Annotated in this window: 5 protein-coding genes; 4 read left to right on the top strand and 1 reads right to left on the bottom strand. The window is 42.0% G+C overall.

The genetic code is table 11. The annotated features are described in order from the left end of the window. The 4 genes from psbA (at nt 1) to O9295_RS00470 (ending at nt 2,438) form a co-directional block, all read left to right on the top strand. On the top strand, nt 1-1,083 hold the full coding sequence (psbA, locus tag O9295_RS00455) for a photosystem II q(b) protein (RefSeq protein ID WP_045358920.1): 1,083 nt from the start codon (nt 1-3) through the stop codon (nt 1,081-1,083). A gap of 135 nt (nt 1,084-1,218) precedes the next feature. Continuing rightward, nucleotides 1,219-1,566, top strand: coding sequence for a DUF433 domain-containing protein (locus O9295_RS00460; RefSeq protein ID WP_045358164.1), 348 nt, complete (start codon nt 1,219-1,221; stop codon nt 1,564-1,566). Next, entirely contained in the window at nt 1,544-1,903 is a 360-nt protein-coding gene (locus O9295_RS00465; RefSeq protein WP_002732058.1) for a DUF5615 family PIN-like protein, read from the top strand. Before O9295_RS00460 ends, O9295_RS00465 begins: the two co-directional genes overlap by 23 nt. Before the next feature lie 238 nt (nt 1,904-2,141). Beyond that, nucleotides 2,142-2,438: a type II toxin-antitoxin system PemK/MazF family toxin gene (locus tag O9295_RS00470; RefSeq protein ID WP_288030893.1), complete on the top strand. Its 297-nt coding sequence runs from the start codon at nt 2,142-2,144 to the stop codon at nt 2,436-2,438. A gap of 281 nt (nt 2,439-2,719) precedes the next feature. On the opposite strand, the gene O9295_RS00475 is transcribed toward O9295_RS00470, so the two are convergent. Then, complete coding sequence (locus tag O9295_RS00475; protein ID WP_287726232.1) at nt 2,720-3,784, bottom strand: endonuclease/exonuclease/phosphatase family protein; 1,065 nt, start codon at nt 3,782-3,784, stop codon at nt 2,720-2,722. Nucleotides 3,785-4,050: the final 266 nt, after the last annotated feature.

Genomic DNA, 4,050 nt, shown 5'->3' on the forward strand with positions numbered 1-4,050 from the left:
ATGACCACCACTCTACAACAGCGCGAGAGCGCTTCCCTGTGGGAGCAGTTCTGTCAGTGGATCACCAGCACCAACAACCGTCTTTATATCGGTTGGTTCGGTGTCATCATGATCCCCACCCTGCTCACCGCCACCACCTGCTTCATCATCGCCTTTATCGCCGCTCCTCCTGTAGATATCGACGGTATCCGCGAGCCTGTAGCTGGTTCCCTACTCTACGGAAACAACATCATCTCTGGTGCAGTTGTTCCCTCTTCCAACGCGATTGGACTCCACTTTTACCCCATCTGGGAAGCAGCTTCCTTAGATGAGTGGTTATACAACGGTGGTCCCTACCAGTTAGTCATTTTCCACTTCTTACTAGGTGTCTTCTGCTACCTCGGTCGTCAGTGGGAACTGTCTTTCCGTTTAGGAATGCGTCCTTGGATTTGTGTAGCTTACTCGGCACCTGTATCCGCCGCTACTGCTGTATTCTTAATCTACCCCATCGGACAAGGTTCTTTCTCTGATGGTATGCCTTTAGGAATCTCTGGAACCTTCAACTTTATGTTCGTGTTCCAAGCAGAACATAACATCCTGATGCACCCCTTCCATATGTTAGGTGTTGCTGGTGTGTTCGGCGGTTCCTTGTTCAGTGCAATGCACGGTTCTCTAGTAACTTCTTCCTTAGTGCGTGAAACCACGGAAATCGAATCTCAGAACTACGGTTACAAATTCGGTCAAGAAGAAGAAACCTACAATATCGTTGCCGCTCACGGTTACTTCGGACGTTTAATCTTCCAATACGCTTCTTTCAACAATAGCCGTTCTCTGCACTTCTTCTTAGGTGCATGGCCGGTAATCGGTATCTGGTTTACGGCAATGGGTGTTAGCACCATGGCGTTCAACCTCAACGGTTTCAACTTCAACCAGTCGATTCTCGATTCTCAAGGTCGTGTAATCGGTACCTGGGCCGATGTGTTAAACCGCGCTGGTATCGGTATGGAAGTAATGCACGAGCGTAATGCACACAACTTCCCCTTAGACTTAGCTAGTGGCGAACAGGCTCCCGTAGCTCTGACCGCTCCTGCTATCAATGGTTAATTCCTAGTCTGAACGAAAAGGCACTCCCGCAAGGGGGTGCTTTTTTGTTGTTAGAATCATAATATTCAAGGAGAGATTTATTGGTTTGATTGATGATACAAAAAAGTACGAATTTATCAATAGGAGTATTAACCGATGCAACTCGAAGACTACTTTAATTTTTTGACTCCCAATGACATTCGCTTAAAAAACTCCCGCATTGGCATTGAAACTATCTTATATGAATACATTTACCGCGCCCGTACCCCTGAAGAGATTGGGCAAATTTATCCTACCCTTACCCTAGAACAAATCCATGCAACTATTCTCTATTACCTGCACGAAAAAGACCGAGTTAGTCAATATCTGGCAGAATGGCTAGAACATTGTCAAAAAGGAGAACAAGAACAGGATTTGAACCCTCCCGCTTTTGTGGAGAAAATGCGGAAATTCAAGGCGGAAATAGCAGCAGAAAATATCAATGAGTATTCAGTATCTAATTGATGAAAATTTACCGCCGCTGTATCGGGAGCAATTATTGCGCCGTCACTCTGATTTAACGGTTTGGATGATTGGCGAACCTGGTGTTCCGTCGAAAAGCACCTTAGACCCAGAAATTTTAATTTGGTGCGAAGCAAATCACTTTATTTTAGTCACAAATAATCGGACTTCTATGCCTGTTCATTTAGCTGATCATCTGGCACAAAGTCGTCATAGTCCAGGGATTTTTGTCTTGCGTCCTAAAGCAACAATCAAAGAGATTATTGAGAATTTAATTCTCATTGCTTTATTAGGCGATGCCCAAGATTATCAAGACCGGATTACTCATATTCCTTTATAAATACTACTTGCTGTTTCTGTTTTATTTTTAGTTGTCTTAGGCGTTGAATCAGGGGAGATGAAGATAAACAATGGTTATTGGAGAAGTTACATCAATAATTAGGATTGAATAATCAAAAAATAACTAAACAGGTATTAATGGATAGTTGAAATGAAGCTTATAGTGATAGATCGGATGAATCAGAAACTTTGATGTTAGAGGGAACACGCCATCATCAACGCCAATTATCTGAGTAAATATGACGATTTTTCAAGGTGAGATTTATTGGATTGATGTAGGAAAACCACAAGGTTCTCAACCTGCTTATCTTTGTCCTTGTGTTGTGGTGCGAAATGATGCTCTGAATCAGTCACAAATTGGGACGGTTATTGTGTGTCCATTAACAACCAATTTGAGACGAGCAAAAGCTATTGGTAATGTTTTATTGAATGAGGGTGAAGGGAATTTACCTGAATCCAGTGTTTTTAATGTTTCACAGGTTTTTACGGTTGATAAACGTCTTTTAACAGAGTCTATCGGAAGACTTTCTCGGTAAAAAATCAAATTAATTATTCAGGGAATTAAGTTGGTTATTGAACCTCAAGAACTCGAATAATAGGGGTTATAAAAGGATTTAAAGAATCCATTTTCCCTTAGACTTGGCTAGTGGTGAACAAGCTACCGTAGCTCTGACAGCCCCTGCTATCAATGGTTAAGTTCTAATCAAATAATTACGACGAAAAAGGTCGGGGTGAGCTAATGTTCGCCCCGACCTTTTTTGTACATTATGAAATGTTAAACAACCAAATTCGCTCGATAATTCCTGAATGTCATCGGCTAAGATACTTTTAACTCGGCCTTGACGATACGATGATCCGGGAATCCCGTGGCATCTTTAGAGCAATCAAAAGGAACTATAGAAGAACTCGCCGACCAATTTTTGGCGGTTCCACCGACAAAAACAGCATCTAAGATACTGTTAAAATTTGGATTACATTGAGTGGATAGACAATTATTAGAAGCTAAACAATCCGGTTGAATCCACTTTAATATGTTGTCTTGATTTAGTTTATTGAAAGCCGTATTACCTCTTCGTTCATCGAGATCAAAATCAAAGTTAAAGTCTCCCACTATAATCGTCGGTAAACTTTGCTGATTGCTCCAATTTCTGACAAAATCAGCCTGTTGGTTTCTTCTTTCCTCTTCACGACGGTTGAAATGGTTGACCATAAATAAAAATTCGGTTCCGTTCGCAAGAAGTTTAAATTTACCCACAAGCGGATTTCTTGACCCTCCAGAACCAGATAAATTATTGATAGAACCCACTAATTCTAACTGACTTTGATCGTAAGCGATCGCTAATCTATCTTGACCGCCCGTTTCTCCCAAGACCGAGGTAAATTTTGAACCCATGGCTTGAGTAAACTGATCGAGGTCGTCCTGATTCATCACCTCTTCAAGACCCCAAAGAATGACCTCTGGATGCTTTGTAATTTCCTCGGACACTTTGTCGGGGGTAGTGTCTCTGGGATTAAAGTTTGGTGATTCTACGTTATAGGTGGCCAATTGCAACCGGTTTATAGGAGGATTCGGAGGCGGGTTAACCGAATCTTCCAAAACTTGAGCGACATATTTTTCTATAATCCAACCTTGTTGGGAGGGAATTTGCACTTTCAGCCAATGCTTTTCCCTATCGGTTGCGGTCACTGTGGCCGTTACACCATCGGGTAATCTTCCCTTTAAACTCGGAAAAGGATTTTCGTGCAAAGGAACACCTTGAGGATTTGTGGCTTTAAGCTGTACTTGCTGACCTACCTCTACATCTAAGGCGAGGGATGGGTCGGCAAAGATAAAGCCTCCCCAAGCTACTATCAAGATGACAATACCGAGCAGTCTTTTCATGTGTTTGACCTGTACGGTTTACTGTTCATCATAGTAAGCGTTTAGGGGTGAAAACGGCATTCACAGGAACAAGCAATTTAATTCTGTCTTTGATTGAATGGTATTTTGGATTGGTTGTCTCGTACATCCCACATTCCGCACCCTAGTCGTTGAAATCAAAAGTTGCTCTAGCCCTTGTATGGTAAGACTTTTAGCGATTACTAAGAACTATGAAGTGTCACACTCTAGTCAGCGATCGCCAGCTTAATGAGAGTTTATCTCAATAA

The organism is Microcystis sp. LE18-22.4A (genome assembly GCF_027531105.1).
GTDB classification, from domain to species: Bacteria; Cyanobacteriota; Cyanobacteriia; order Cyanobacteriales; family Microcystaceae; genus Microcystis; species Microcystis aeruginosa.